The organism is Pseudomonas sp. RT4P38 (genome assembly GCF_054897765.1).
On the sequence record NZ_CM142703.1, the window covers coordinates 1,861,572 to 1,884,251 of the forward strand.

Annotated in this window: 16 protein-coding genes and 3 pseudogenes; 11 read left to right on the forward strand and 8 right to left on the reverse strand. The window is 57.3% G+C overall.

Translation table 11 applies throughout. The features are described 5' to 3' along the window. Window positions 1-136: 136 nt before the first annotated feature. Window positions 137-1,453: a putative porin gene (locus tag ACYZT7_RS08625; protein ID WP_462040703.1), complete on the reverse strand. Its 1,317-nt coding sequence runs from the start codon at window positions 1,451-1,453 to the stop codon at window positions 137-139. Window positions 1,454-1,736: 283 nt separating this feature from the next. On the opposite strand from ACYZT7_RS08625, the gene ACYZT7_RS08630 reads away from it, so the two are divergent. Beyond that, window positions 1,737-2,861: a GNAT family N-acetyltransferase gene (locus ACYZT7_RS08630; RefSeq protein ID WP_462040704.1), complete on the forward strand. Its 1,125-nt coding sequence runs from the start codon at window positions 1,737-1,739 to the stop codon at window positions 2,859-2,861. A gap of 23 nt (window positions 2,862-2,884) precedes the next feature. Here ACYZT7_RS08630 and ACYZT7_RS08635 read toward each other — a convergent pair whose 3' ends face one another. The 4 genes from ACYZT7_RS08635 to ACYZT7_RS08650 all read right to left on the reverse strand — a co-directional run bounded on the left by ACYZT7_RS08635 (window position 2,885) and on the right by ACYZT7_RS08650 (window position 7,104). Then, window positions 2,885-4,717: an ABC transporter ATP-binding protein gene (locus tag ACYZT7_RS08635; protein WP_462040705.1), complete on the reverse strand. Its 1,833-nt coding sequence runs from the start codon at window positions 4,715-4,717 to the stop codon at window positions 2,885-2,887. 82 nt (window positions 4,718-4,799) lie between these two features. Then, window positions 4,800-5,357: a peptidylprolyl isomerase gene (locus tag ACYZT7_RS08640; protein ID WP_046048081.1), complete on the reverse strand. Its 558-nt coding sequence runs from the start codon at window positions 5,355-5,357 to the stop codon at window positions 4,800-4,802. Beyond that, complete coding sequence (locus tag ACYZT7_RS08645; protein ID WP_461965369.1) at window positions 5,351-6,166, reverse strand: alpha/beta fold hydrolase; 816 nt, start codon at window positions 6,164-6,166, stop codon at window positions 5,351-5,353. Before ACYZT7_RS08645 ends, ACYZT7_RS08640 begins: the two co-directional genes overlap by 7 nt. A gap of 14 nt (window positions 6,167-6,180) precedes the next feature. Next, complete coding sequence (locus tag ACYZT7_RS08650; protein ID WP_033056127.1) at window positions 6,181-7,104, reverse strand: LysR family transcriptional regulator; 924 nt, start codon at window positions 7,102-7,104, stop codon at window positions 6,181-6,183. A gap of 48 nt (window positions 7,105-7,152) precedes the next feature. Here ACYZT7_RS08650 and ACYZT7_RS08655 point away from each other — a divergent pair, with 48 nt between their 5' ends. The 3 genes from ACYZT7_RS08655 (at window position 7,153) to ACYZT7_RS08665 (ending at window position 9,460) form a co-directional block, all read left to right on the forward strand. Beyond that, window positions 7,153-7,482, forward strand: coding sequence for a 3-phosphoglycerate kinase (locus ACYZT7_RS08655; RefSeq protein ID WP_282377086.1), 330 nt, complete (start codon window positions 7,153-7,155; stop codon window positions 7,480-7,482). A 150-nt stretch (window positions 7,483-7,632) separates the two neighbouring features. Then, window positions 7,633-8,232 carry an FMN-dependent NADH-azoreductase gene (locus tag ACYZT7_RS08660; protein WP_462040706.1) on the forward strand — a complete coding sequence of 200 codons (600 nt, stop codon included), beginning with the start codon at window positions 7,633-7,635 and terminating at the stop codon, window positions 8,230-8,232. 361 nt (window positions 8,233-8,593) lie between these two features. After that, complete coding sequence (locus tag ACYZT7_RS08665; RefSeq protein ID WP_462040707.1) at window positions 8,594-9,460, forward strand: carboxylate/amino acid/amine transporter; 867 nt, start codon at window positions 8,594-8,596, stop codon at window positions 9,458-9,460. 106 nt (window positions 9,461-9,566) lie between these two features. On the opposite strand, the gene ACYZT7_RS08670 is transcribed toward ACYZT7_RS08665, so the two are convergent. Further along, window positions 9,567-10,865 (reverse strand): mechanosensitive ion channel family protein, encoded by a 1,299-nt coding sequence (locus ACYZT7_RS08670; RefSeq protein WP_462040708.1) that lies wholly within the window; start codon window positions 10,863-10,865, stop codon window positions 9,567-9,569. 193 nt (window positions 10,866-11,058) lie between these two features. Here ACYZT7_RS08670 and ACYZT7_RS08675 point away from each other — a divergent pair, with 193 nt between their 5' ends. Further along, window positions 11,059-12,405 (forward strand): DEAD/DEAH box helicase, encoded by a 1,347-nt coding sequence (locus ACYZT7_RS08675; protein ID WP_064679181.1) that lies wholly within the window; start codon window positions 11,059-11,061, stop codon window positions 12,403-12,405. A gap of 72 nt (window positions 12,406-12,477) precedes the next feature. Here ACYZT7_RS08675 and ACYZT7_RS08680 read toward each other — a convergent pair whose 3' ends face one another. Continuing rightward, on the reverse strand, window positions 12,478-12,753 hold the full coding sequence (locus ACYZT7_RS08680; protein WP_462040709.1) for a hypothetical protein: 276 nt from the start codon (window positions 12,751-12,753) through the stop codon (window positions 12,478-12,480). A 291-nt stretch (window positions 12,754-13,044) separates the two neighbouring features. On the opposite strand from ACYZT7_RS08680, the pseudogene ACYZT7_RS08685 reads away from it, so the two are divergent. The 3 genes and pseudogenes from ACYZT7_RS08685 to ACYZT7_RS08695 all read left to right on the forward strand — a co-directional run. Further along, a pseudogene (locus tag ACYZT7_RS08685) lies at window positions 13,045-14,424 on the forward strand (ShlB/FhaC/HecB family hemolysin secretion/activation protein); the annotation flags it as partial. Next, window positions 14,424-18,428: pseudogene (locus ACYZT7_RS08690) on the forward strand (DUF637 domain-containing protein); the annotation flags it as partial. The pseudogenes ACYZT7_RS08685 and ACYZT7_RS08690, both read left to right, overlap by 1 nt. An 845-nt stretch (window positions 18,429-19,273) precedes the next feature. Further along, window positions 19,274-19,723: a hypothetical protein gene (locus ACYZT7_RS08695; RefSeq protein WP_462040710.1), complete on the forward strand. Its 450-nt coding sequence runs from the start codon at window positions 19,274-19,276 to the stop codon at window positions 19,721-19,723. A gap of 203 nt (window positions 19,724-19,926) precedes the next feature. Here the strand turns inward: ACYZT7_RS08695 and ACYZT7_RS08700 are convergent, their stop codons facing one another. Next, entirely contained in the window at window positions 19,927-20,490 is a 564-nt protein-coding gene (locus ACYZT7_RS08700) for an RNA 2'-phosphotransferase (protein ID WP_462040711.1), read from the reverse strand. A 283-nt stretch (window positions 20,491-20,773) separates the two neighbouring features. On the opposite strand from ACYZT7_RS08700, the gene tnpA reads away from it, so the two are divergent. The 3 genes and pseudogenes from tnpA to tnpC all read left to right on the forward strand — a co-directional run. Continuing rightward, window positions 20,774-21,088 (forward strand): IS66-like element accessory protein TnpA, encoded by a 315-nt coding sequence (gene tnpA / locus ACYZT7_RS08705; RefSeq protein WP_462040712.1) that lies wholly within the window; start codon window positions 20,774-20,776, stop codon window positions 21,086-21,088. 43 nt (window positions 21,089-21,131) lie between these two features. Next, window positions 21,132-21,491 (forward strand): IS66 family insertion sequence element accessory protein TnpB, encoded by a 360-nt coding sequence (tnpB, locus tag ACYZT7_RS08710; protein WP_462040713.1) that lies wholly within the window; start codon window positions 21,132-21,134, stop codon window positions 21,489-21,491. A 17-nt stretch (window positions 21,492-21,508) separates the two neighbouring features. Further along, window positions 21,509-22,675, forward strand: a pseudogene (gene tnpC, locus ACYZT7_RS08715) (IS66 family transposase); the annotation flags it as partial. Between the last annotated feature and the right edge of the window lie 5 nt (window positions 22,676-22,680).

Below are 22,680 nucleotides of genomic sequence, written 5' to 3' on the forward strand. Positions count from 1 at the left end.
TGCCGAAGGCTGCGATTTTTTTTTGCACAAACAAAAAGACTCGCGCTGGCGTATCGGACGGATGATGGGGACCGATACACCAGCGCGAGTCTGTAAAAGCGGCTCGGGCTTCCTTGCCCGAGCCGTGTAGCGTGGATCAGAACTTGGCTTCAGCATCCAGTTGCAGGGTGTTGATCTTCGAATCCCGCAAGTTGGCGTTGGTGTAGTCGGAATCAGCCAGGAAGTACGTCGCGCCGAGGGCGAAGTTCTTGTCGATCTCGTAGCTCACTTTCAGCTTGCTGCCGCGCGAACCGGTGAAACCGTTGGCGAAGTCGGAGTCGGTGAAGGCGCCGACCACCGCGTTACGCTGTACGTCGCGATAGTTGTAGTCCACGCCGAAGCCGAAGACCTTGGTCTTGACACCGGCCAACCAGCCCATGTCCTGATCGTTGCTGGCATCGTCGTTGTTGACCACTTGACCGTACAACGACAGCGGCATTGGCAGGCCGCCGATGTCGATCTGACCAAAGCCTTCGTACAGTTTGAATTGTTCGTTCGCAGTGTTGCCGTTAATGGCCAGTCGGCAGGTGTTCGTAGCACACGTATTGTTGATGTCGTTGTCGTTGTCGTAAGCGTAGAGACTGCCGCCCAGCGTCATTTTCAAGTTGTCGGTGATCGCGAAGCGCGCGCCCAGCTGGCCTGAGTACAGGCGCAGGTCGTGACGGAACTGCTTGCCTTCACCGTCGACGTTGTCCTTGAGGGTGAAGTGGCCGGCACTACCGAACAGCTCGGTGCTGCCGCCCAGCGGGTATTTGTAAGTCAGTGCCAGACCTTCCGGGCTGATGTCGCTATCCCAGATGATGTCGCCCATGCTCACCCATGGTTGCGGCATCTTGCCGCCGATCAAGTGCAAATTCTTGATGGCAGTCGGGTGGTAGTCGACGTAGCCCTGGTCAAGCCAGATATCCTTCTTGGTGAAGTTGTTGTCCAGACTCTGGTTGGTCGAGCGAGAATCGTTGTCGCTACCAGTGGCGATACGAATACCGGTGTCCACTTGCGGGTTGATTTCGGTGTAGGCACCCAGGCGCACACGAATGCGTTGACGGTCCTGGTCGCCAGTGTTGGAAACACCATCGTTCTTGACTGTTTCCTGACGGAAACGAACATCGCCCTTGAACTGGGTCTTGGCAGCCCACGCCAGTTTCTGGTCGAAGGTGCTCAGTTCATTGGTTTTCTTCGCGGTCGCCGCGATCTGCTCGTTGGTCTCTTGCTGAGCCTGACGGGCGATTTGCTGGTCTTTCTGATCCCTGGCCAGCTCGGCTTGCAGTTCGGTGTGCTGCGCAGGCGAAATCGAGCCGTTTGCCTTGAGCATGTCGAGCAGTTTGGCGTCGACTGCGGCGCTGGCCGGAACGCTCATGGCCAGCAACAGCCCGCCACACAGGGCTGCCGCAGTTTTCGTGGAAGCAAGACGCATATCAATCTCCGAAGATGAGAGAGGATGACTGAGCCATCCAGGACACAACCGACCGTTGACGGGCGGAAAACAGTGGCCGGGCTAGAACCCGACGCTCTAAAAACAGGCGCCAGTATCGCGATGGTTTATGACAGAGCGGTGGCAATGTGATGGCATCTCGATGACGATATAAAGTCGTCTCGAACTATCGAGCTAGAGCGCTGTCGTCGAATTGCTCGTGTGCAATGCAAAGCGATAAGCGATACTCGCGGTGCTTTCACGCCATTGAAGAGTGAGGATGGTGATGCCGTTGCAACATCTGCAAAGCCTGTCGGAAATCGCCCCGCACACGTGGGATGCGTTGGTCCCCGATACTCAGCCATTTTTGCGTCACGCTTTTCTGAGCGCGCTGGAAGACAGCGCCAGCATTAGCCCCCATTCCGGATGGCAGCCCGAGCATTTGCTGCACATCGAAGGCGATCGTCTGATCGCCGCGCTGCCCAGTTACCGCAAATGGCATTCTTACGGCGAGTACGTGTTCGATCATTCTTGGGCTGACGCGTGTGAGCGTGCCGGTATCGATTACTACCCCAAACTGTTGACTGCCGTACCGTTCAGTCCGGTCAGTGGCCCGCGTTTGCTGGCAGCTACTCTCGAGGACGGATTCGAACTGTTGAAAAGCCTGCCCGGTTACCTTGAGATCGAACAACTTTCCAGTGCCCACATCAACTTCACCGATCCTTTCACCGACGCAGCATTGGCCGAGCAGCCGGGCTGGTTGCAGCGAATCGGCTGTCAGTACCACTGGCAGAATCGCGGGTATCGGGATTTTCAAGACTTCCTCGACGTCCTCAGTTCACGCAAACGCAAGCAGATGCGCAAGGAGCGTGAGCAAGTGGCGGGGCAGGGCATTGATTTCGAATGGCTCGAAGGTAGGCAACTCGATCAAGCGCAGTGGGATTTTGTGTATGCCTGCTACGCCAACACCTACGCAGTGCGTCGGCAAAGGCCTTATCTGACGCGGGAGTTTTTCAGCCTGTTGGCCGAGCGCATGCCGGAGTCGATTCGTGTGGTGTTGGCAAAACAAGGTTCACGCCCAGTCGCGATGGCTTTCAGTCTGGTGGGCGGAGACAGTTTTTACGGGCGTTACTGGGGGTGTCTGGCAGAGTTCGACCGTCTGCACTTTGAGACTTGTTTCTATCAAGGCATGGACTACGCGATTGCCAATGGTTTCCAGCGATTCGATGCCGGCGCCCAAGGCGAGCACAAGTTGATTCGCGGGTTTGAACCCGTGATCACTCATTCATGGCACTACTTGCGTCATCCTGGTCTGCAAGCCGCCGTCAAAGACTTCCTGCAGCAGGAACGCGTTGGCGTGTTGGCGTATGCCGAGGAAGCGAGGACGGCGTTGCCTTATCGGCAAGACTGATGGGAACGCTCAGGCAGGTAGATTCAATCGATCCCGACAAAACCACCGGTTTGATGCTGCCACAACCGCGCATACAACCCGCCATGGGCCAGCAGTTCGGCGTGGCTGCCGGTTTCAGCGATCTTGCCGTTTTCCAGCACTACCAGTCGGTCCATCCGGGCGATGGTCGAGAGCCGGTGGGCGATGGCGATCACGGTTTTGCCCTGCATCAGGGTTTCGAGGCTTTCCTGAATCGCCGCTTCGACCTCCGAGTCCAGCGCCGAGGTCGCCTCGTCCATGATCAGGATCGGCGCGTCCTTGAGCAGCACGCGAGCAATCGCAATCCGCTGGCGCTGGCCGCCGGAGAGTTTCACGCCGCGTTCACCGACATGGGCATCGAAACCGGTGCGGCCTTCGGCGTCCGACAGCAACGGGATGAACGCGTCGGCTCGGGCCTTGTGTGCCGCTTCCCAGAGTTCGGCGTCGGTGGCGTCGGGTTTGCCGTAAAGCAAATTGTCGCGGATCGAGCGATGCAGCAGGGACGTGTCCTGGGTGATCATGCCGATGCGCTCGCGCAGGCTTTCCTGGCCGACTTCAGCAATGTTCTGCCCGTCGATGAGGATGCCTCCGCCCTCAACGTCATAGAGGCGCAGCAGCAGGTTGACCAAGGTCGACTTGCCGGCACCGGACGGACCGATCAGGCCGATTTTCTCGCCAGGCTTGATGGTCAGATTGAGGTCGCCGATGATCCCGCTCTTCTTGCCGTAGTGGAAATCCACGTGCTCGAAACGCACTTCGCCACGGGTGACCGCCAGCGGTTTGGCCTGTTCGCGATCGGTGACGCTGACTGGTTGAGAAATGGTCTGCAAACCGTCCTGGACCATGCCGATGTTTTCGAAAATCCCGGTGACCACCCACATGATCCAGCCGGACATGTTGACGATGCGGATCACCAGGCCGGTGGCCAGGGCAATCGCGCCTACGGTGATCATCGACTGCGTCCACAGCCACAGGGCCAGGCCGGTGGTGCCGACGATCAGCAAGCCGTTCATGCTGGTGATGACCACGTCCATGCTAGTGACCACCCGGCCGGCCAGTTGGGCTTTTTCGGTTTGTTCCTTGATCGCTTCGCGAGCGTATTGCTGCTCGAAGTTGGTGTGGGCGAACAGCTTCAGCGTGGTGATGTTGGTATAGCCATCGACAATCCGCCCCATGAGTTTTGAGCGCGCATCGGAGGACACGACCGAGCGTTCCTTGACCCGTGGCACGAAGTAGTAAAGGGCACTGATGAAGGCGACGATCCAGGTCAGCAGCGGGATCATCAGGCGCCAGTCGGCTTCGGCGAACAGCACCAGAGAACTGATCGCGTAGATCAGCACATGCCACAGCGCGTCCACCGCTTGCACGGCGGAATCGCGCAGCGAGTTGCCGGTTTGCATGATGCGTTGGGCGATGCGCCCGGCGAAGTCGTTCTGGAAAAAATTCAGGCTCTGTTTGAGCACATAACTGTGATTCTGCCAGCGGATCAGGCTGGTCATGCTGGGGCTCAGGGTCTGGTGCACCAGCAGGTCATGCAGGCCAACAAAGATCGGCCGAAAAACCAGGGCTACCACGGCCATCCAGGCCAGCTCGATGCCGTGTTCCTTGAAGAAATCGACGTTAGGCGTGCCTTGGGTCAGGTCGATGATGCGACTCAGGTAACTGAACAGCGCCACTTCGATCAGCGCACCGATCAGACCGACGAGCAGCAGGACGGCGAAACTCGGCCAGACCTGCTTCAAGTAATAGGTATAAAAAGGCAGAACCCGATCCGGCGGAGCCGCCGTCGGGGCGTCGCGGAATATGTCGATCAGTTTCTCGAAACGGCGATAAAGCATCAGTTCTCCGCCCGCGCACGGGCTCTCCTTTGAACAGTGTGAGCGGCGCACTCCGGCAGCCGCTCAAGACTTCCTGTGTAGCTTAGTCGATGACTTTGGCCGACTTGATGAACACAGGGTCGGCTGGCACATCTTTCATGCCGCCACGGGTGGTGGTTTGTGAGTTGACGATGACGTCCACCACGTCCATGCCTTTCACGACTTTGCCGAAGACCGCATAGCCGTCACCGCTGTCGAGGAAGTCGTTGTCTTTGACGTTCACGAAGAACTGGCTGGTGGCCGAATCAGGATTAGAGGTGCGGGCCATGGACAGCGTGCCACGGACGTTATGCAGACCGTTTTTGGACTCGTTCTTGATCGGCGCCTTGGTTTCTTTCTGCTGCATTTGTTGAGTGAAACCGCCGCCCTGGACCATGAAGCCAGGAATCACACGGTGGAAAATCGTGTTGTTGTAGAAGCCGCTGTTGACGTAATCAAGGAAGTTCTTGGTACTGATCGGGGCCTTGACCGGGTCCAGTTCGATTTCGATCTGGCCATTAGTGGTCTCCAGCAGCACGTGCGGCGCCTTGGCGGGCGTTGCGGCCATCAGGTTGGCGGCAAACAGAACGGAGCCAGCGACGAGGGCGATTTTTTTCAGCATGGGTCAGTAATCCTGAGTGAGGTGGTGTCGACTGCGGTGAGAAACTCGAGCAGGGTTTGGTTGAAGTGATCGGGTTGATCCAGCGGGGTGGCGTGGCGCGAATCGGCGATCACTACCAGCCGCGCATCGGGCAGCAGTTTTATATAGGTCTCTTTCAGCGAGACCGGTGTGTAGTCACGGTCGGCGCTGACGATAAGGGTTGGACAGGAGACCTTCGAAAGTCGTTCCTGAACCCCCCAGCCAACGATCGCATCGAAGCTGGCGAGATAAGCATGTTTGTCGTTTTTTGCCCAGCGCTCGGCCATCTTTTGTCGCAAATCAGCCTGTTCCGGTTTAGGGAACAGCTTGGCGCCCAGAGCCTTGCCGATAGCGCCCAGGCTGAGGACGCGCATCAGGCTCCAGCGCTTGAACCACTGCCAATAGTCGTCGCGGCTGCGCAGTTTGACCTCGGGCGCGCTGTTGACGATGCACAGGCTTTTGAGCAATTGCGGCTGATCCACGGCCAGTTGAAAGCCGATCATGCCACCCATGGACAAGCCCACGTAATGAGTGGGGCCCAGGTTCAGGTGTTCGATCAGGGCAATCAGGTCGGCGCTGAACCCGGCGATGCTGTAACGCTCGCGGGGCTTGTCGGAGCGACCGTGGCCGCGTACATCCGGGACGATCACCCGGTAGCGGGCCGACAGCGCCGGGATCTGCTCTTCCCAGTCCAGGGTGCTGGAACCCAGCCCGTGAACCAGCAGCAACGGCGCACCGTGACCATATTCCTCATAGTGCAGGTTGCAACCTTCGTGTTCGAAATAGGCCATGTTTACACTCCGTGTCAGGCTTGTTCAGGGGCGGCGAAAGGGGCATCCAGCGGCGCGGTGTCGAAGGTGCGCAGCAGTTCGATGAGAATCTGCGTGGCCGGACCCAAGGGTTTGTCCTTGTTCGAGTACAGGTAGAAGCTCGGGTTGCGGCTGCCACCCTGGTCCAACGGTAGCAGCTTGAGCAGACCTTCCTTGAGTTCCCGTTCGATCATGTGCCGAGGCAACCAGGCGAAACCCAGACCGCTGCTGACAAAAGTCGCCGCGGTGGCCAGGCTGCCGACGGTCCAGCGCTGTTCCGCGCCGAGCCAGCCGACGTCCCGTGGCTGCTGGCGGCCGGAGTCGCGGATGACCACTTGCAGCTGGCTTTCCAGGTCCTGGAAATTCAGTTCGCGATTGAGGCGATGCAACGGATGTTCGGGATGGGCGACCGCGACGAACTCGACGTCGCTCAATTCCGCGCCCAGGTAACCCGGGATGCTGAAACCACTGATGGCCAGGTCGGCCACGCCTTCAAGCAGGACTTCTTCCACGCCCGACAACACTTCTTCGCGCAGACGCACCCGGCAGCCACGGCTTTGTGGCATGAACGCGGTCAAGGCGCGGACGAGGCGGGCGCTCGGGTAGGCGGCGTCGACCACGAGCCGCACTTCCGCCTCCCAGCCTTGTTCCATGTGATGGGCCAGGTCTTCCAGCTGACTGGCCTGTTTCACCAGTTGCCGGGAACGGCGCAGCAGCACGCCGCCGGCTTCGGTCAGCACGGCTTTGCGGCCGTCGATACGCAACAGCGGCACGCCAAGCTGATCCTGCATGCGCGCCACGGTGTAGCTGACCGACGATTGCGAGCGGTGCAGCGCTTCGGCGGCCTGGGCGAAACCACCGTGGTCGACCACGGCCTGCAACGTTCGCCATTGATCAAGGGTCACGCGGGGCGCTTTCATGAATAGCTCCTCTTGTCTAAGCTGGCAGTCCTTATTGGAGACTGCTGAATGAAAAAGCTTTGTTGTGTGGTATCGGGTTGTGTGCTGCTGGTGATGTTGCCGCTGACGGCATTTGCCTATCCAATCGATGTTCAAAAACAGCTGAATGGCTTGAGCATCGACTACAACGCGTATGACACAGATAGCGACATTGCCTCCATTCAGGTGAACAACTACGGCACCACCGATGCGTCTTGTACGGTGGTTTTCAACAACGGCCCGGAAGCACCGCGCACCCGCAAGATTGAAGTGGCCGCAGGCAAACACAAAAATGCCACCGCCAAGTTCACCCGGACCATCATCAAGATGCGTATCAAACTGACCTGCACCCCAAAATGACACAACACGGAGCACACTCGCCGGGTACGCTCCGCTTATAAACGAATTTATTGATGGGTTATAGCAGTTATTTGCGCTTTTTCATCGATATGGTTCTGTTTAACCTTCACTCCATCGCCTTACAGCATTCTCAGATGGAGCCTACATCCCATGTCACGTGTTCTGATCATCGAAAGCAGCGCCCGTCAGCAAGACTCGGTTTCCCGTCAACTGACCCAGACCTTCATCAGCCAGTGGCAAGCGACTCACCCGGCCGACCAGATCACGGTGCGTGACCTGGCCGTCAACCCGGTGCCACACCTGGACATCAACCTGCTGGGCGGGTGGATGAAGCCCGCCGAACAGCGCAGCGACATCGAACAAGTCTCCCTGGAACGCTCCAACCAGCTGACCGACGAACTGCTGGCCGCCGACGTGCTGGTCATGGCTGCGCCGATGTACAACTTCGCGATCCCAAGCACGTTGAAAGCCTGGCTCGATCACGTGCTGCGTGCCGGCGTGACCTTCAAGTACACCGACACCGGCCCACAAGGTCTGCTCAGCGGCAAGCGTGCCTATGTGTTGACTGCTCGCGGCGGGATCTACGCCGGCAGCACCGCGGACCACCAGGAACCGTACCTGCGTCAGGTCATGGGCTTCATCGGGATCCACGACGTGACCTTTATTCACGCCGAAGGCATGAACCTGGGCGGTGACTTCCATGAGAAGGGACTGAACCAGGCCAACGCCAAGCTGGCCCAGGTCGCCTGAGGCTTTAATCGCCAGATAATCCCTTGATGTTCAAGTGACCTGGCGCACCCCCTTCAAGGCTCGACGCGCATCGAACCTCCCTTTGCACTTGTTGCTCCTGAGTGCTGTAGCCCGATTGAACGCTTTAGCGAGATCGGGCTTTTTTTGCCTGCGATTTGATGGATGTAAAACTTATCCTGAATTTGACACAGACCTTGTGGGAGCGAGCTTGCTCGCGATAGCGGTGGATCAGGTGACATTGTTGTCGACTGACACTCAGCCATCGCGAGCAAGCTCGCTCCCACAGGGTTTTGTGTTGGCTGACTGTTCGCGATGGCCGGCAAAAACCGCTATCGTCGCCGCCATTCGAAATGAGGCGAGCATGGGCTATCTACTTTTTGTCACGCTGATTCAGGCGTTTTCCTTCAGTCTGATCGGCGAATACCTGGCCGGTCATGTCGACAGTTACTTTGCGGTGCTGGTGCGAGTGGTGCTGGCGGGGCTGGTGTTCATTCCGTTGACGCGCTGGCGTTCGGTTGAACCGGCGTTCATGCGCGGCATGCTGCTGATCGGCGCGTTGCAATTCGGCGTGACCTACGTCTGCCTGTACCTGAGCTTTCAGGTGCTGACAGTGCCGGAGGTGTTGCTGTTCACCATCCTCACGCCGTTGCACGTAACCCTGATTGAAGACGCGCTGAACCGGCGCTTCAATCCATGGGCATTGATCGCAGCATTGGTGGCGGTGATGGGCGCGGCGGTGATTCGCTACGACCGGATCAACCCGGATTTCTTCATGGGGTTCCTGCTGTTGCAACTGGCCAACTTCACCTACGCCGCCGGGCAGGTGCTCTACAAGCATCTGGTCGCCCGTCATCCGAGCGATCTACCGCATTATCGGCGCTTCGGTTACTTCTATCTCGGCGCATTGGCGGTGGCGTTGCCAGCGTTTCTGCTGTTCGGCAAACAGAATTTCCTGCCCGAAGCACCGCTGCAATGGGGCGTGCTGGTGTTCCTCGGCCTGGTCTCGACTGCGCTCGGGTTGTACTGGTGGAACAAGGGCGCGTGCCTGGTGAATGGCGGGACGCTCGCGGTGATGAACAACCTGCATGTGCCGGTGGGATTGCTGATCAATCTGCTGATCTGGAATCAGCAAGAAGCGCTGGGGCGGTTGTTCCTGGGTGGCTCGGTGATTTTGATGGCGGTGTGGATCAGTCGGTTGGGTGTACGTCAATCGGCAGTCGCACACTGAACCCTGTGGGAGCGAGCTTGCTCGCGATGGCTGAGTGTCAGACGACATCAATGTTCCTGACCCACCGCTATCGCGAGCAAGCTCGCTCCCACAGGATATTGTGGTGCTACATGATGTGTTTTTCGGGTTCAGGGATGTGGCTCGCGCCGAGCACTGCCGGGAGCAACCCGGCCCTTAAATCACCGCCACTGGGCTGCTGATACAGGCTCAAGCCAAACTCCGGCAACACCGCCAGCAAGTAATCAAAAATATCCCCCTGAATCCGCTCGTAATCGGCCCACGCGGTGGTGCGAGTAAAGCAGTAAATTTCCAGCGGAATACCCTGGGCGGTGGTCTGCATCTGCCGAACCATGCAGGTCATGTTTGGCTGGACCTCCGGGTGGCTTTTCAGATACGCCAGCGCATAGGCGCGGAAAGTCCCGATATTGGTCATGCGTCGACGGTTAGCCGACATTGCGGCCACATTGCCCTGGGCTTCGTTCCAGGCCTTGAGTTCAGCCTGCTTGCGGCTGATGTAGTCAGTCAGCAGATGCACCTGGGACAGTTTCTGCTCTTCGTCATCGCGGATGAACCGCACGCCGCTGGCGTCGATGAACAGGCTGCGCTTGATCCGTCGTCCACCGGACTGTTGCATGCCGCGCCAGTTCTTGAACGACTCGGACATCAGGCGCCAGGTCGGAATCGAAACGATGGTCTTGTCGAAATTCTGCACCTTGACCGTGTGCAGCGTGATGTCGACCACGTCACCGTCGGCACCGACTTGCGGCATCTCGATCCAGTCGCCGACTCGCAGCATGTCATTGCTGGTCAGCTGCACACTGGCAACGAACGACAGCAGGGTGTCCTTGTAAACCAACAGGATCACCGCCGACATGGCGCCCAGACCCGACAGCAGCAACAGCGGCGAACGGTCGATCAACGTGGCGACAATGATGATCGCGCCAAACACGTACAAGACCATTTTCGCCAGTTGCACGTAGCCTTTGATCGAGCGGGTGCGGGCATGCTCAGTGCGCGCATAGATGTCCAGCAGGGCGTTGAGCACGGCGCTGATGGCCAGCACCAGAAATAGAATGGTGAACGCCAGCGCAACATTGCCAAGGAAGATCAGGCTGGTCTTGCCCAGCTCCGGCACCAGGTGCAGGCCGAACTGGATCACCAGCGACGGCGTCATTTGCGCCAGGCGATGAAACACCTTGTTGTGCCGCAAGTCGTTGATCCAGTGCAACGCGGGCTGGCGGCCGAGCATTTTGGTCGCATGAAGAATGAGGTAGCGCGCCACTCGTCCGAGGACCAGCGCAATCACCAGCAACACCATCAGCGCCAGGCTGGAATGCAGGAGCGGGTGCTGGTCGAGCGCACCCCAAAGGTCTTGGACGTTGAGCCAGAGCTGTTTGATATCCATGGGCGAAAACGGTTCTTCTGTTGGACGCGACGGGGCGATTAGAGCATTTAAGACGCATTGGATGACGTTTGGGGACAAAAGACACAACAAAAAAACCACTGTTTAGCGCCGTTTGTATAAAGAAACTCGGCCTTAGCGCTCGAAACCGTTACCCTATGCAGCTGTTTTTTTGTATTTCTTCGAGGTAGCACCCGTGTTTTCCCAATTCGCCCTGCACGAACGCCTGCTCAAAGCCGTGGCCGAGCTTAAATTTGTCGAGCCAACGCCTGTGCAAGCAGCGGCTATTCCGCTGGCGCTCCAAGGGCGTGACCTGCGGGTGACAGCGCAAACCGGCAGCGGTAAAACCGCTGCATTCGTTTTGCCGATCCTCAACCGTCTGATCGGCCCGGCTAAAGTCCGCGTCAGCATCAAGACCCTGATCCTGCTGCCGACCCGCGAACTGGCTCAGCAGACCATCAAGGAAGTCGAGCGCTTTGCGCAGTTCACGTTCATCAAGTCCGGCCTGATCACCGGCGGTGAAGACTTCAAGGTCCAGGCTGCCATGTTGCGCAAGGTGCCGGACATCCTGATCGGTACGCCGGGTCGGATGATCGAGCAACTGAACGCCGGCAACCTCGACTTGAAAGAAGTCGAAGTACTGGTCCTCGACGAAGCCGACCGCATGCTCGACATGGGCTTTGCCGAAGACGTCCAGCGTCTGGTGCAAGAGTGCACCAACCGTCAGCAGACCATGCTGTTCTCCGCCACCACCGGTGGTTCGGGCCTGCGCGAGATGGTCGCCAAGGTGTTGAACAACCCTGAGCACCTGCAGCTGAACAACGTCAGCGATCTGAACGCCACCACCCGTCAGCAGATCATCACCGCTGACCACAACCAGCACAAAGAACAGATCGTGAACTGGCTCCTGGCCAACGAGACCTATCAGAAGGCCATCGTGTTCACCAACACCCGGGCCATGGCTGACCGTATCTACGGCCGTCTGGTGGCGCAGGAATACAAAGCCTTCGTGCTGCACGGTGACAAAGACCAGAAGGATCGCAAGCTGGCTATCGACCGCCTGAAGCAGGGCGGCGTGAAAATCCTGGTTGCCACCGACGTCGCCGCTCGCGGCCTCGATGTGGATGGCCTGGACCTGGTGATCAACTTCGACATGCCGCGCAGCGGCGACGAGTATGTTCACCGCATCGGTCGTACCGGCCGCGCCGGCAACGATGGCCTGGCCATCTCGCTGATCTGCCACGGCGACTGGAACCTGATGTCGAGCGTCGAGCGCTACCTCAAGCAGAGCTTCGAGCGCCGCACCATCAAGGAAGTCAAAGGCACCTACGGCGGACCGAAAAAGGTCAAGGCCTCGGGCAAAGCCGTTGGCGTGAAGAAGAAAAAAGTCGACGCCAAAGGCGACAAGAAGAAAACCGGCGCCAAGGCCCCGACCAAACGCAAGATCGCCAACCGCCCGAAGACCGACGCCCTGTCGCTGGTCAGCAAGGACGGCATGGCCCCGTTGAAGCGCCGCAAGCCGGAAGCACCGGCTGCTGAATAAAGCAGCGTCGCGATCCCATAAAAAAACCGGACAAACGTCCGGTTTTTTTATGCCTGGGATTCCTGGGTGGGATCAACCCTCAGTTTTTTTCTCCGCCGATTCCAACTCTTTGAGTCGCTGATCGATCAGCTGGCACTTGTCGGGCAAATCCTTGCTCGCCGTACCCAGATCCATCTTCTGCAACTCGGCGTTGATCTCCTTGGCCTTGGCTGGGTTTTGCTCGGTGAGCTTGGTCACTTCCTTGGCCAGTTGTTCGCGTTTAATGGTCGCTTCTTCGGGGGTGCAGGCCCAAGCGGGGAGGGCGCAGGCGAGGGTGGCAGCGAGGGTGAGTTTCAGCAGGGTTTTCATCGGTCAGGCCTCGGTTCCGTGTCGGGCGGTTAATTGGTTGAGGCCGCGTGGTTGTGAAAGTTCACTCGTGATTAGCCCCCGTAGAACGGTCCTCGGAAACGTCCTACCTCTTCCTGGCGCTTTCGACACCACTTCAAGACTTTTCCCGCCGTTGTGCCGGAACCGTCCGATTTAGGTGTTTTCGCTCGTCGATTACGCTTTCTGGATCCAATAATTAATTGACGCCAGAATAGTGACCATCTAACATTGTGCCACTATTTTGCTATCACTTTCCATTTCTAGGGATCGAACATGTACCCACCCGCCCTCGTGGCGAGGTTGTGCCTGGCTTTGCTGTGCCTTTCTCCGCTAAATCTTGCTCACGCCGCTCCCACCCCCGGTGAAACCGACCTCATCCGCGAACGTCAGGATCGCCTGCTCGAAGAGCAGCGTCGGCGTCTCGAAGAGCTCAAGGAATTGCCCGGCAAGGCAACCAAGCCCACGCAACCGACGGCTCCGGCCGACGCCCGTTGTTTCCCCATCAAGGACATCGAGCTCAAAGGCGCCGACAGTCTCTCGGAGAGCGAGAAAAATCGTCTGCTCAAGCCTTACATCGGCCAGTGCCTGGGCGTTACCCAGCTCAATGAACTGTTGAAAGTCATCACCGACCACTACATCGAAAAAGGCTTGGTCACCAGCCGTGCCTACTTGCCGCAGCAGGATTTGTCCGGCGGGCATTTGAAGGTGCTGGTGGTCGAGGGACGGCTTGAAGGGTTGAAGGGTGCAGAGGACAGCAAGCTGTCGGACCGTGAACTGGCCATGGCTTTTCCCGGCAAGACCGGTGACCTGGTCAACCTGCGTGAGATCGAGCAACTGGTCGATCAACTGAACCGCTTGCCGTCGAATCAGGCGCAGATGGAGTTGACGCCGGGCAAGAACGTCGGTGGTAGCGAAGTGTTGGTCAAGAACACCGCGCAAAAGCCCTGGCGTGCCGGGTTGTCCCGTAGCAACGATGGCCAGCGCAGCACCGGCGAGCAGCAGTGGGGCACGACGTTTGATTGGGACAGTCCGTTGGGCTTGGCCGATCAGTTGATGCTGCGTGGTGGCCACGATGCGATGACCGATCACCAGCACACGTCCAACAACGCGATGCTCTATTACAACCTGCCGTGGGGCTGGTGGAATTTCAGTTACACCTACAGCCAGAGCGAGTACCGCTCGCAGATCGCCGCCAACGGTTACAACTTCAAGCAGACCGGCGACAGCCAGAACCATCAGTTGCGCGCCGAGCGGGTGATCCATCGCGACGCGGTGAGCAAGACCTCCCTCAGCACCGGGCTCTCGTACCTGCGCACCAACAATTTCATCGAAGACAGCAAGCTCAAGCTGAGCAGCAACCGCCTCAGCGAAGCACAGTTCGGCATCAACCACGGTCGACGAGTCGGCAGTGCGTTCGTCAACCTCGACCTCGGTATGCAGCAAGGCATCGGCGCGTTCGACGCCCAGAGCAATGGCCATCCTGGTCCCGGCGAACCGGACGCGCGCTACCGCAAATACACCGCCACCGCGAGTTACCTGCAGCCGTTCAAGGTGTGGGGCGAGTCCTTCAGTTTCACCAGCCTGATGACCGGCCAGCGCAGCGAAGACGTGCTGTTCAGCCCGCAGCGCACCAGCCTCGGCGGGCAATCGTCGACCGTATCGCCAGCGCTTCGGCGCTGAGCCTGAATGTCGCCAACCTTACCAACGCCGGCGAGCTGCTTAGTGACGGCAACCTGTCGCTGACCCTGGGCGGCAATCTGCTCAACAGTGGCCGAATCTCGGCCAAGCAAAAACTGACCATCAGCGCCAACGATCTGATCCAGCGCGACGGGCGTCTGGTCAGTGGCGGCGACACCGAACTGACCCTGCGCGGCACCCTCGACAACCTTGGCCGCCTGATCGCCAATCAGAACCTGACGGTGACGGCGGCCCGGATCGATAACAAAGGCACCCTTGGTGCCCAAGGCAAGGTCACTTTCAACGCGGCCAATGGCATCAGTAACGGCGCCGATACCCTGTTGTTCAGCGGCGGTGCGATGGAGTTGCACGGCAACAGCCTGAGCAACTATTACGGCGACATCTACAGCCGCGGCAACCTGACCTTCAGTGCCCTGAATGGGGGCCGAGCGGCCTCGTTCAGCAACCTGTCGGCCACTGTCGAAAGCGAAGGCGACATCGACATCAACGTCGCGTCGCTGGTGAACGCCAAATCCGAATTCGAACTGACGTCCGGGCAATCTTCCGGCAGCCTCGATTGGCAATGCGGCCAGCACTGCGGTGGTGGCGACGGCTGGAAACGCGGCAAGATCACCCTCATCACTGAGTTCAACGACACCGTACTCAAGGACTCTCGCGCTTCGCGATTGGTGGCTGGAAAAAACCTCACCGTCCACGCCAATCAGGTCGAAAACCGTTACAGCCTGATGGCGGCCAACGGCAACCTCGACCTGACCGCCGACAGCCTGCTCAACCAGGGTGCCGCGTCACGTTCGGGCCGCCGCGTCGTGACCATCGGTACTCCCGGTCGTATCGACAACAGCCTCTGGGACAAGATGGAGTACATCGATGTTCCGGCGTTCAACGCGGCGACCGCGGCAGGCAATTTCGATGAAGTGCGTTTCAAGGAACTCAGCGACCGTTCGAGTGACGATCGATTCGCCGTGCAGAGCGACGTCACCACCTGGAATGAAAACGGCAACAACGTTTACGCCGCCGTATTGCAAGCCGGTGGCAACGTCAGCCTGAACGTCACCAACAACATCCAGAACGGCACGCTTTACGACAACACCTACGGCCAACTGACCGGTTCGCTGAGCAGCGAGCAGACGGCCTCGGTCGGCGGTATCAACATCAACCTGGGCAAACGCAGTACCGACGCCAGCGCCCAGGTGCCCAAGGACATCACGCGCATCGAACGCGTGGACGCCGAAGGCGTGAAGCAAGTCAGCTTCGTCCCGGTCGACTTCCGGGGTGTGCCGTTTGCCGCCGTGGACCCGACGGCGTCTTCGACCTTCCGACTGCCCCAAGGGACGTACGGGATGTTCGTGCAGAGTCGCAATCCACAAAGCCGTTACCTGATCGAAACCAATCCGGAGCTGACCCAGTCGGCGCCGTTCATGAGTTCCGATTACCTGCTGGGCAAGCTCAACTTCAGCGCCGATGAAGCCGCGCGCCGCCTCGGCGACGGCCGTTATGAATCCCGTTTGATCAGCGACGCCGTGCTGGCCCAGACCGGCCAACGCTTTCTCGCCAACGGGCTGAACGACGATAACGAGCAATTTCGTTATCTGATGGACAACGCCCTGACCAGCAAAACCGCGTTGAACCTGTCCATGGGCGTAAGGCTGACCTCCGAGCAGGTCGCGGCCCTGACCCACGACATCGTGTGGATGGAAGAGCGCATCGTCGACGGCCAAAAAGTGCTGGTGCCGGTGCTGTATCTGGCGCAGGCCGAATCGCGCAACGTGCGCGGCGGCAGCCTGATCCAGGGCCGCGACCTGACCCTGATCGCCGGCAACGACCTGGTCAACGTCGGCACCCTGCGTGGCACCAACGACCTGTCCGCCAACGTCAAAGGCAGCCTCTATCAGGGCGGTCTGGTCGAAGCCAACGAACGCCTGAGCCTCATGGCCACGGACAGCATCCGCAACGCCCTGGCCGGCGACATTCGCGGCAATCAGGTCAGCCTCGCCACCCTCAGGGGCGACATCGTCAACGACCGCACCGCCATCGCCGTGGGCGAAGGCTCCGGCATGCGCACCCTGGTTGACGACGGGGGCAGCATCAGCGCCCGCGACACGCTGACGATCAAATCCGCCCGCGACCTGACCAACTCATCGGCCATCCGCAGCGGCGGCGACGCCAACCTGAGCGCCACCCGCGACCTCAACCTGCTGGCCACGCGCAACGAAAGCGAAATCCACGAACTGGCAGATGGCGGCCATCGCTCCACCATCACCACCACCGTGGAAAACCTGGCCTCCAGCGTCACCGCCGGCGGCAACCTGACCCTTAACGCCGGCCGCGACATCAACGTCATCGCCAGCACGGCCAAGGCCGAAGGCAACCTCACCGCCGACGCCGGGCGCGACCTCACCCTGGCCTCGGCCGGCGACGAACACAACGTCGAAACCCGCAGCAAGGACGGCAAAAAACGCATCCACGAAGAGGACAACCACACCGTTCAGAAAGCGGCTGAGTTCAGTGCTGGCGGCAATGTCAAAACCAGCTCCGGTAGGGACACGACGCTGATCGCGAGCAAGATCAGCGCGGGGAATGAGGCGTATGTGTACGCGGGTAATGACCTGAACCTGCTGGCGGCGCAGAACAAGGATTACACGCTGTATGACATGAAGGAGAAGGGCGGTTGGGGCGCCGAGAAAACCCAGCGCGATGAAGTCACGCAGATCACCCACGTGGGCAGCGAGATCAAGACCGGCGGCAACCTGACGCTGATCAGTGAAGGCGATCAGCGGTATCAAGTGGCAAAGCTGGAGAGTGGCAAGGACATCACACTGGACAGTGGTGGGGCGATTGTTTTTGAAGGGGTGAAAGACCTGCATGACGAGAGCCATACCAAGAGTGATGGCGATGCTTTCTGGACCTCATCGAAAGGCAAGGGCAATACCGACGAGACACTGCGCCAGACCCAGATGATTGCCAAAGGCAACATCACGATCAAAGCCGTCGAAGGCCTGCAAATCGATCTCAAGCAGGTGGATCAGCAAACCATCGGTCAAACCATTGATGCGATGGTCAAGGCCGATCCGCAACTAGCCTGGCTCAAACAAGCTGAAGCACGCGGGGATGTGGACTGGCAGCTAGTCAAGGAAATCCACGAGTCGTTCAAGTACCAGAACTCGGGGCTCGGCCCGGCTTCGCAGCTCATCATCGCGATTGTCATGGCGGCCATTGTCGGCCCCGCGGCACTGGGTGCTATGACTGCCAGTATGGGGACTGTCGGAGCCGCAGGCCTTGCGGCGGTGGCTACTGGTGCTGCGACGAATGCGACGACCAGTTTTATCAACAATGGAGGAAATCTTGGGGCGGTATTCAAGGACGTGACGTCTTCGGATGCGCTTAAAGGCTATGTCATTTCAGGGGTGACGGCTGGTTTAACGGCTGGGGTGTTTGATGGCATTGTGAAAACAACGACCAATCCGCTTACAGGGAAAGTCACCGTTGACCTGAGCAGCCTGGAAGGGGTCGGTCGATTTGCCGGAAATCAGATTTTGCAAGGGGGCACCTCTACACTGCTGAGCAAGGCTCTTGGGCAAGGGGGGAGTGCAAGTGACGCGCTGAAAACAGCTTTATTCAACACCTTGGCGGCAGCTAGCTTCAATGCGATAGGTGACTACACGAAAGGAGTCTTTGACGACGGCTCTGTGCAAAAGATTGCTATACACGCAATGGTGGGTGGGCTGCTCTCAGAGATAACAGGCGGTGATTTTGCAACCGGCGCGTTGGCGGCTGGTGCGAATGAAGCACTCATCGTAGACCTGAATAAACTGGTCGGTGGCAACCCTGACCTCCTATCCATGGCGTCCCAGATCGTGGGGGTGCTAGCGGCGTCGACGCAAGGGGATGTTGATGCGGACACTTTGCAAACTGGAGCGTGGGTTGCCAACAATGCGACGCTGTACAACTTTCAGGGCCATTATGATGAGTTTCAGGAGAAGTACGACGCTTGCTCAAAGGATTCGAGCGGAACTGGATGTTCAACGATATTAAAGATGGTGGGGGAGCGGTCTCAGAATCTCGGCAACGTTGTTCTTGATACCGATGCTGATTCAAATGCGGTTAGCTACACGTTGCTGGATGAGTCGAGTAAACCATGGATGATCATGGAACCCACGGAGTACAACGCCTGGGTGACGCTTCCTACAGAGATGCAAGATGCTTTCAAATACTCGACTCAGTGGCAGCTTGATCTGTCCTCAACATTGCTTTACGCAAACAAGGGGCAAGGTGCCAAGGCTCTAGAAAGCTACGGTATGATGTTGAGCGAGCCTGAATATTGGGGGGAAATGGCCATCGGCCTGATGCTCTCGGCAGCAGGCGGGGCTGGAGCGTTTAGGGGGCTCGGCGGAACTGGCGCTGTTGCCAATGCAGAAAGAGGAGTGTTATCTGAGGCAAATTTTGCTCAGAATAAAATCAGATCTGACCGATCCTTTAGCCCTGATGGAGAAAAGCTTTACTCGACTTTGGCAGGTAAACCTATAAAGACAGTTGAAGATTTGGCCGGGGCGTTGAAAGCTGGAGCCATTACTCCAAATCAACTCCCTCTTGACTATGTGGACATGAATGGAGCTCGGCTTATCTTGAATACGAGAACCTCAACAGCACTTGAGCAAGCAGGAATTCCTAGAAGCCAGTGGTTTGGACGAAATCAGACTAATATTGAAGTCTATCCTGGCAAGACATTTAATGATCTTGCAAAAGATCAACTAAAAAATAACGGTCTGCCGTCCACTGGGGCAGATCAACTGAAATCGGTGCGTCCATGAAAATAAGTCAACCAAAGCTGGTGCTCAATCCTTATGAATGGTTGCCAGGATTTGGCGAGTCAAAAGTCTCCTTCCGCTCTGTTGGAGTGGATCTCGTACTTGATGTCGAGTATGAGAATGATACTTTTGATGCTGATGGCAATGAAGGGGTGTCAATTGTTAGGAGAGAGATAGTTTTTAAATGTGTTCACTCTTTTATTAAATTTCCATTTCCGGGGGACGTTATTTTCAAATTTTTGGGTGATTCTAGTGAATTTGGGTTGGGGGAGTTGACTGAATTTAGAGAGTCTGAATTTGTACGTAAAAGTCTGGACTCTTGGCGTTTGTTAACAAGTCTGGAACCGCCAAGGCTGAGGCATTTTAGTATTCAGTTTTTAGCGGAAAATATGGCTTTTCATGTGTTGGCTGAAGAGGTTTTTTTATCAGGTGAGTTGTCGATTGTATAGTTGTTTAAGAATGATTGTGGCGAAGTGCTAGTTGGAGTGTTGATGTTTTTAAGGTGGTAAATCTTAAAGGTATGTCTTCGGGATTTTCTTATAGATTTAGCATGAGATTTGGCTGTGGCTGTGGCTGTGGCTGTGGCTGTGGCTGTAGCGATTCTATATTGCTGAAGAAATGTATCACTGCTTTTTTATGACTTGCAGAGCTGTCAAGTCGAGTAAGGTTGATTTTCGTTCGCAAAAATCAAAGGGACATGCTCTGTCAACCAAACACCATTTTCAGCTTGAAAGAATTTGAAGCCTTGTTGGTGCATTCGAAGGGCGTCAATTTTCAGCACCACAGGAGTTCCATAGCGTTGTCCGACAGCGATCGCGGTTGCTATGTCACGCGACAGATGCACATAGTGGCGTGAGCCGGCAATCAGCCCTTGTTGGTGAATTGACTCCAGGAAGCGTGTTGCAGTGCCGTGGTAGAGAAAGTCTGGGGGGGCTTTCTCAATGTGCTGAAGGCTAACGGTGGGCGTTGAGTGCCCCTGTACTGCACGAATACGCAATCCATCGTCGGAGATACTGAAGCGTCTTTTATCATTGCTGCTAACAACCGCTTGAATAAGTGTCATATCTAAAATTAGCCCTTCTTTGGCGGCACCTTCGATCAACAAGTCAATATTGCCCCAGCCTTCGCTATCTAATGGTAAGCCTATTGTTTGTGGTTCATGCCTGAGGATATAACTAAGAAACTTACTGATTTCAGTGTTCTGTTTTGTTTTCATGTTATTCCCAGTGAAAAGGGTGGCAGATTATTTTTATCATTATATAAAGTGGGCAACCCAAAGGTCGCCCATTTTCATTCACTCCGCAACCTGTGCCCGTAGCCGTCTACCAATCACATCCATCAAATCACAACCATCGCGCAACGGTATGGCCAGCAGTTTGGAAAAGTCCGAAAGCACACACCGTGTCGCAGCCGATTTGTAACCGTCCGGCCAGCACCCTCTCCTGACAGCCCTCCAAATTGGCCAAGATAGTGGACACCATTTTTTAGTGGACACTATCTTGGATACAGTTGCCCCCGCTCGTCGAACCGGCCGCCGCCCCAACTTCCCGTTGGACTTCAAACGCCAGGTCGTTGAGGCCACGTTTCAGCCTGGCGCCTCCGTGTCGTTGATCGCTCGTGAGCATGACGTCAATGCCAACCTGGTGTTTCGCTGGCGGCACCAGTATCAGGAAGGAGCCTTCGGCCCGGTTAACCAGAGTGCAACATTTTTGCCTGTCCAGGTGATCGAGGCGTCGCCGGATGTCTCGCAACCCGCCCGGCCTCAATTCGAGTGTATCCGCTCCATGAACTCCACATTCCAAGCGGATAGCTGACGGCTGATGCTGTGCTCCCGATTTCCATCAGGAGCCCATCACCATGATGCGTCCCAATGCCAACGTTGAAAAAGTGTACCTCTACCCGAAGCCTGTAGATTTTCGAAAGTCCATCGACGGCCTGGCTGCATTGGTCGAACTGGACATCAAAGTTGCGGTGTTCGACCCCGTGCTTTTCGTCTTTCTAAATCGCCACCGCAACCGCGTCAAAGTGTTGTACTGGGAGCGCAACGGCTTCTGCCTTTGGCTCAAGCACCTGGAGTCTGAACGTTTCAAACTTTCCCCTGATGAGGTCGACGAGGCGATCGTGCTGACTGTCCAGGAATTGAACTGGTTACTGGATGGCTTTGATCTCTGGCGCAATCGTCCTCATAAGGTTTTAACGCCAAGATTCGTCGCCTGACGGGTATAATCCCCGGCATGAATTTGATACCCGAAGACCTTCCCGATGATCCTGTTTTGCTCAAGCAAATGTTGCTTGAGGCACTCAGTCGTCAGCAAGTAACGGCTGAGGCATACCAGACTCATATCGTCGATTTGAAAGAACAGATCAAGCTGCTGCGCGACCGTTTGTTCGGTCGAAAATCCGAGCAGACCATCGAGCCCAACACGCCGCAACTGGCGTTGTTCAATGAGCCCGAAAGCGAGCCGATGCTTCCAGTCGGCGACGCTGACGAAGAAGTTGTTGCTTCGACGCCACGTCGCGGCAAACGCAAGCCACTGTCGGCTGATCTGCCACGCTTCGAAGTGACCCACGAACTGCCCGAGCACGAACTGACCTGCGCTTGCGGCTGCCGCAAACACGTCATCGGTGAAGAAACCAGCGAACAGCTGGAGATCGTGCCGATGCAGATTCGCGTACTCAAACACATACGCAAAGTTTACGGTTGCCGCGGTTGTGAAACCGCGCCGGTCACCGCAGACAAACCCGCTCAGATGATCGAAAAGAGCATGGCCAGCCCCAGCGTATTGGCCATGCTCTTAACCACCAAGTACGTCGATGGCCTGCCGTTGCATCGTTTCGAAACCGTGCTGAGTCGCCACGGTGTGGTTATTCCAAGGCAAACACTGGCGCGCTGGGTCATCCAGTGCAGCGAACACTTCCAGCCCTTGCTGAATTTAATGCGCGACCGATTACTGGAAAGTCCGGTCATCCACTGCGATGAAACAAGAGTCCAAGTATTGAAAGAGCCGGATCGAGACCCAACCAGCCAATCGTGGATGTGGGTGCAGGCCAGCGGGCCGCCGGATCGAAAAGTTGTGCTGTTTGACTACACCTCCAGCCGTGCGCAGGAAGTGCCTCTACGCCTGCTGGAAAGTTATCGCGGCTACGTGATGACCGACGACTACGCGGGTTACAACGCGTTGGCGTTGCAGCCAGGTGTTGAGCGGTTGGCGTGCATGGCGCATGCACGACGTAAGTTTGTCGACGCGCAGAAAGTGCAGCCCAAGGGCAAGAGCGGACGTGCCGATATCGCGCTGACGATGATCAACAAGCTGTATGGAATCGAGCGTGAACTCAAGGACGTCAGCGATGAACAGCGATTTATCGGTAGACAAGAAATGAGCCTGCCGATCTTGGCCCAGCGGCG

Coding starts and splice junctions, on each gene's coding strand:
- ACYZT7_RS08625 (WP_462040703.1), bottom strand. CDS start 1,453: ATGCGTCTTGCTTCCACGAAAACTGCGGCAGCCCTGTGTGGCGGGCTG.
- ACYZT7_RS08630 (WP_462040704.1), top strand. CDS start 1,737: ATGCCGTTGCAACATCTGCAAAGCCTGTCGGAAATCGCCCCGCACACG.
- ACYZT7_RS08635 (WP_462040705.1), bottom strand. CDS start 4,717: ATGCTTTATCGCCGTTTCGAGAAACTGATCGACATATTCCGCGACGCC.
- ACYZT7_RS08640 (WP_046048081.1), bottom strand. CDS start 5,357: ATGCTGAAAAAAATCGCCCTCGTCGCTGGCTCCGTTCTGTTTGCCGCC.
- ACYZT7_RS08645 (WP_461965369.1), bottom strand. CDS start 6,166: ATGGCCTATTTCGAACACGAAGGTTGCAACCTGCACTATGAGGAATAT.
- ACYZT7_RS08650 (WP_033056127.1), bottom strand. CDS start 7,104: ATGAAAGCGCCCCGCGTGACCCTTGATCAATGGCGAACGTTGCAGGCC.
- ACYZT7_RS08655 (WP_282377086.1), top strand. CDS start 7,153: ATGAAAAAGCTTTGTTGTGTGGTATCGGGTTGTGTGCTGCTGGTGATG.
- ACYZT7_RS08660 (WP_462040706.1), top strand. CDS start 7,633: ATGTCACGTGTTCTGATCATCGAAAGCAGCGCCCGTCAGCAAGACTCG.
- ACYZT7_RS08665 (WP_462040707.1), top strand. CDS start 8,594: ATGGGCTATCTACTTTTTGTCACGCTGATTCAGGCGTTTTCCTTCAGT.
- ACYZT7_RS08670 (WP_462040708.1), bottom strand. CDS start 10,865: ATGGATATCAAACAGCTCTGGCTCAACGTCCAAGACCTTTGGGGTGCG.
- ACYZT7_RS08680 (WP_462040709.1), bottom strand. CDS start 12,753: ATGAAAACCCTGCTGAAACTCACCCTCGCTGCCACCCTCGCCTGCGCC.
- ACYZT7_RS08695 (WP_462040710.1), top strand. CDS start 19,274: ATGAAAATAAGTCAACCAAAGCTGGTGCTCAATCCTTATGAATGGTTG.
- ACYZT7_RS08700 (WP_462040711.1), bottom strand. CDS start 20,490: ATGAAAACAAAACAGAACACTGAAATCAGTAAGTTTCTTAGTTATATC.
- tnpB (WP_462040713.1), top strand. CDS start 21,132: ATGATGCGTCCCAATGCCAACGTTGAAAAAGTGTACCTCTACCCGAAG.